6 protein-coding genes are annotated in these 4,719 nt (G+C 43.7%); 1 reads left to right on the top strand and 5 read right to left on the bottom strand.

Features of this window, described 5'->3' with window-relative positions; all coding sequences use genetic code 11:
* Positions 1 to 387 precede the first annotated feature (387 nt).
* The 5 genes from F6K46_RS38325 to F6K46_RS38345 form a co-directional block, all read right to left on the bottom strand.
* Positions 388 to 1,158, bottom strand: a complete 771-nt coding sequence (locus F6K46_RS38325) for a sporulation protein (protein ID WP_293068338.1) — start codon at positions 1,156 to 1,158, stop codon at positions 388 to 390.
* A 462-nt stretch (positions 1,159 to 1,620) separates the two neighbouring features.
* On the bottom strand, positions 1,621 to 2,064 hold the full coding sequence (locus F6K46_RS38330; protein ID WP_293068341.1) for a type II toxin-antitoxin system VapC family toxin: 444 nt from the start codon (positions 2,062 to 2,064) through the stop codon (positions 1,621 to 1,623).
* A complete protein-coding gene (locus F6K46_RS38335; protein WP_293068344.1) occupies positions 2,064 to 2,321 on the bottom strand; it encodes a hypothetical protein in 258 nt (85 codons plus the stop codon). The genes F6K46_RS38330 and F6K46_RS38335 overlap by 1 nt, the downstream gene beginning before the upstream one ends.
* 107 nt (positions 2,322 to 2,428) lie before the next feature.
* Positions 2,429 to 3,106 (bottom strand): diacylglycerol kinase family protein, encoded by a 678-nt coding sequence (locus F6K46_RS38340; protein ID WP_366510884.1) that lies wholly within the window; start codon positions 3,104 to 3,106, stop codon positions 2,429 to 2,431.
* A complete protein-coding gene (locus F6K46_RS38345; RefSeq protein ID WP_293068347.1) occupies positions 3,106 to 3,237 on the bottom strand; it encodes a hypothetical protein in 132 nt (43 codons plus the stop codon). Before F6K46_RS38345 ends, F6K46_RS38340 begins: the two co-directional genes overlap by 1 nt.
* 1,291 nt (positions 3,238 to 4,528) lie before the next feature.
* Between F6K46_RS38345 and F6K46_RS38350 the strand changes: the two genes are divergently transcribed.
* Positions 4,529 to 4,719, top strand: a 191-nt coding sequence (locus F6K46_RS38350) for a hypothetical protein (protein ID WP_293118038.1), incomplete at its 3' end; no start/stop codon positions are given.

Consider the following 4,719-nt stretch of genomic DNA (forward strand, 5'->3'; position numbering starts at 1 on the left):
TAATACCATAAAGTTCCTGAGTCAGGCTGTGTCCTTAGCAGTCAGGCAGCGTTCTCACGAATTGTCTCTGATTCCGCTTTTGAAGTGAGTGGGGTGACTTTGTCAATCTCTACACCTGAATGCTTACGTCAAAAAATAACACTTTTCTGCTATCTCCATACCTTTTTGCCAAATTTTTAAGTCTTTAAAATCATGTATTGCTGACATTTAAAAATCTCTCAACTTACTCCTATTTTCATTTTTACCCGTTCTCTGTTCCCTATGGATAGAGGTTTCTAGACTAATAAGGTACACAGAATTTTTTCCCTCTTCTCTCTTCCCTGTTCCCTATTCCCTGTTCCCTGTTCCCTACTCCCTATTCCCTGTTCCCTATTCCAAACTGAATCTCTAGTTAATTTGACTCTCAATAATCTCCTCAATCATTGCCTCTAATTCACCCATAGGAAGATTGAGGTCATCCAGCGTTACCTGAAATTGGACATAACGTTCATCTAGATCGAAAGCTTCTTCTAGGAAACCACCAAATCCACGGGCTCGTTTGTCTATTTCTAGGAAAACTTCTAAGTCTTCTGAGTAGAGAGAAAAAATGATTTCCAATTCATCCAAGTGACCCTGATACTTACCCATCGGTCTAAACTCGAACTCTTGGACGAATGGATATCTACCCCCGAAGTGAGTATTGTACTGACAATCGATTTCATGAAGTTGAAAGCCAAGGTTTTCTAATGCATCAAATACCGCTTGCATTAAGGGGTGTGGATGTACCTCAATGTAATCGATGTCTTTTGGGTCAACGGCAATGGGAATATCTAAGCCAGTACGTAAATATACTGGTTGGCTGGTTAATGTTAGTGGTGTTTCCTCTGGCAGGGGAAACGAAAATGGAATAACTATTTCCTCTTTTGCCTCTAAGTTGAAGCGTTCCGAGAGGCGATATTGCATTAATATGCATTCCTCTGTGATTGCGGTATCTTCTTCTTCCCGCAAGTATTCCGTAACCACATAAATATAAATATCATCAATTTTCTGGGAAACATCTCCCCCAGTAATATAAACTTCCCCTTCTACCATTTCCCCAGGCGCTAGGGAATCAAAGTACAAACGTGTATCTACCTTTGCTGCTCCAATGCCAACCTGAGCTAATAGCTTTTTAAACATAGATTATAGTTTTTTAGCTAACTTTGCTACTAGCTTAATCTATGATTCTGGAGTTTTAGGGAGTAGGGAGTCGGGAATCGGGAGTAGGGAGTGGGGAGATGGGGAGATGGGGAGATGGGGAGATGGGGAGATGGGGAGATGGGGGAAATTTTTATTAAGGGTAATTATCCCGAAATGATATAATAAACTTTAATGTACTTCATCAGTATGATCAACTATATATAGCAATTATCATAGCTAAGTACAAAATTTCGGGATTTTAGGGAACAGGGAACAGGGAACAGGGAACAGGGAACAGAGAATAGGGAACAGAGAATAGGGAATAGGGATGCACTGCATCAAGACTGTACCTCATAACTACGATAAAAACTATAAATGCAACACTTAGGTGCCGTGATTTCCCTACGGTCACGCGGGGCGCGATTGACCTTTGGTCACGCGGGGCGCGTTCGCAAATTGAGATTATAACCAGGATTCCAAAAGTAATGCTCTGACCTGCTGCATCCGCTGAAAATCCCTATCTGCTGAGACGATGATCAATCCATGGCGCAATGCGATTGCAGCAATCCATAAATCGTTATCACTAATCCCTATTTCTTGAATTTTGGTTTTTCGTCGCTTCTTTCGGTCTTTCGGTCCAAAATACTGCAATATCTCGGCTTTAAATTGACCATAGATATCAGCTGTTTCATTATCTACTGGATAGATATAAATACCTTGAATAAAGGCTTGCACTCGTGCTATATTAGTAGCCTTTTGTTCGGAATTTTGAACCATAAACATCAGTTCCCCCCGAACAATAGTGCAGGTACAAACTGGTACATTACCTTTGTCCCACATCCGTTGAAGTACGGCTGGATTGCCTGCAATCAGTAAACTACAATGGTTAGTATCCAGCAGATACATTATTCAAACGCCACTTCAGAGCGGTTTTCATAAACTAGGCGAAGACATTCTTCTAAGTCATCACCTTCCCAGGTTCCTGCGTATTTCAATAGAGACTGGGCAGTAGACCTAGGAGGAAAAGAGGTGGGCTTGTCGGGAGACTCAGTGTGTGGTTGATCAGACAGAACAATAACCCGAACTCGTTTTCCAGCTAGTTTTTCCCCTTGGTCAATAATCTCTTCCCAGGTTCCTTCTAATTCTAGGGGGTCTGCGGTCATAGAGTTTTTTGAGTATAATAATGTCTCTAGTTTACTCGAGCTCGAACCCCTTCACCAGTATTTATAGGGTCTTAATACACTCTCGAAAAAGAAGAGATTGAGCCAGATTAATTGGGGTTGGGGACAAATACAGTCAATCCCTTGGGAATACATTCAACTTTGATAGGAGTTGTTCCAATGACTTCTCCATCCACAACCACCTTCTGAGGGGGATCTGTGGCGATTTTGATACTGTGGGTTCGGACATGATGAATATTTTCTTGGTTGGGGTTCAGGCGAACCAAGGCGGCACCGAAGGCATTGACCATTGATGTGACCGCCTGAAGTTTTGTGTCTACTTTGGCCATGGTGACATCCAGTAACCCATCGTCGTAAATAACTTCACCCATTCCTTGGGCTAACACTGAGGTAGGGGGAGCCGCGTTAGCCACAGTAATAGCCCCCACCTCAACTCGATAGATCTGGTCTTCAATTTCTACAGCCGCATCAAATAGCTCTTGTTCATCCAGTTGTTGCCATCCCGCTACCAGATAGGCCAGTACCCCCCACTGATCCTTGAATTCTCGGCTGGCTTTATCGACCATTTCTGCTTCAAAACCAATTCCGGTTAATAAAATCATGGGGGTATCGTTACAGCGAGCCGCATCAATCACTTTGGTATACCCTTCGGAAATGATGCGGCAGGCCGCGCGAATGGGCATTACTCTGCCACCAATGCCCAACGCCTGACAAAAGGCATTAGCGGTTCCTCTGGGAATAATGCCGAGGGGAATATTGGTATCAATTAGCTGACTGGCAACGGCGGATACGGTGCCTTGACACTCCCCGCCCTAGAAGGACGGGGATTCTTAGTTCCTCGATATGCCTTGTCTTGATGCAGTCGCTCATGGGGGAAACCCCCAAGACCGCGCTGCATCGCTAAAATTAGCTATCCTGAAAGGCAATACTTAAGCCGAATATCCGTTCAATAACCAAATACCTAGCCTAATTTAACTAACCCCAGTGGGCTTATCTCCCTAAGCGTTGAGTTTCGTCAGTTTCCGTGTGCCCCACGGTACTTTTTAATCTTTAAGGTTTGCTTTACTGGTTTTCGGTATCTATTAGGATCCATACGTTTTTAATGAGGTTTTTCGCGCCTCAGGTGCTAACATCGCTTTACGTCGTGGATTTATGACAGTACCGACGAATCCTGTCTGTGTTAGGCCACTCTTTGATAATAACAGATTATTTGAAAGCCGTCGTTCGCGTAGCGTGGCCAAAGGCCAACGAAGGGCGGGGCTTGAAACCCATCTTTTTGGTCAAAACCGAAATTCTCAAAGGCCAATGGGCAAATGACCTAATATTTCCGTCATTGTAAAGCGTTTATTCCAGTTGTGTAGTCAAACTATGGATAACTCGATAGTAAGTTGCGGTCAAAGGTACAACTTTCTCTTCTCCCAAATCTCCCTATCTCCCTATCTCCCTATCTCCCTATCTCCCCATCTCTCCATCTCTCCATCCTCACAGGGGTAGGTTTTTTACATTTGGGTAAAACATGGGACGACCCAGAGGGAGAGGAAAAGAAAAACAACGAACAAATGATGATTTTTAACGACAATAATGGTATATTGTCTTGAGGCAATAGCGAGTGGGGGAAACCCCCTGTTCCGAAGCTGCATCGCTTTCTTATCCCCCACACCCCACACCCGGTCACCCCACACCCCACACCTGACGTCTTTGTAAAAAACATACCCTTGAAAGATCTCTCCATCTCCCTATCTCCCTATCTCCCTATCTTTGAATGGAACTCCCTATAAGTTTCTTCATATTCCTAGATAAAAGTACAAGCCGCAACATAAAAGTTTACAAAAAAACTATTGACCTTTTCAATCACTTTACGGTACCTTTATAGGTGATCATATTTTTTTGGATATTCTAGTTTTTTCATCTTCTAGTCTTTAGCTTTTCCTTGAGGGGAAGGTTTTTACTAACTTTTTCTTCCCCGTTTTTTTTTGCTTTTTTTTATGGGGAATGGGGAATCGGGAATCGGGAATCGGGAATCGGGAATTGGGAATCGGGAATCGGGAATCGGGAATCGGGAATTGGGAATTGGGAACAGGGAAAAAATCTTGTGTACCTCATTAGACTAGAAACCGCTATACATTCAATTTTCTGGCATTGCTTAATAATGGAATGATTTTAAGACTCAGGTGGAATAGGCATCTTGCGTGGAACTGGCATCTTGTGTAGAACTGGCATCTTGCCAGTTTCCTCCTTATTTGCGGGCGGGCAGGATGCCCACTCTACTCCTATTCATTCAAAGACTAACGCAACGCCAATTTTCTTTCCCCGACTCCCGACTCCCGACTCCCGACTCCCGACTCCCGACTCCCGACTCCCGACTCCCTGCTCCCGACTC

Origin of the sequence: Moorena sp. SIO3E8 (genome assembly GCF_010692445.1) — a bacterium.
Classification (GTDB): Bacteria; Cyanobacteriota; Cyanobacteriia; order Cyanobacteriales; family Coleofasciculaceae; genus Moorena; species Moorena bouillonii.

What these genes read in the sequence shown, in the direction of transcription:
- F6K46_RS38345 (WP_293068347.1), bottom strand. Translation starts at nt 3,237, where the DNA reads ATGCAGCGCGGTCTTGGGGGTTTCCCCCATGAGCGACTGCATCAAGAC.
- F6K46_RS38330 (WP_293068341.1), bottom strand. Translation starts at nt 2,064, where the DNA reads ATGTATCTGCTGGATACTAACCATTGTAGTTTACTGATTGCAGGCAAT.
- F6K46_RS38325 (WP_293068338.1), bottom strand. Translation starts at nt 1,158, where the DNA reads ATGTTTAAAAAGCTATTAGCTCAGGTTGGCATTGGAGCAGCAAAGGTA.
- F6K46_RS38335 (WP_293068344.1), bottom strand. Translation starts at nt 2,321, where the DNA reads ATGACCGCAGACCCCCTAGAATTAGAAGGAACCTGGGAAGAGATTATT.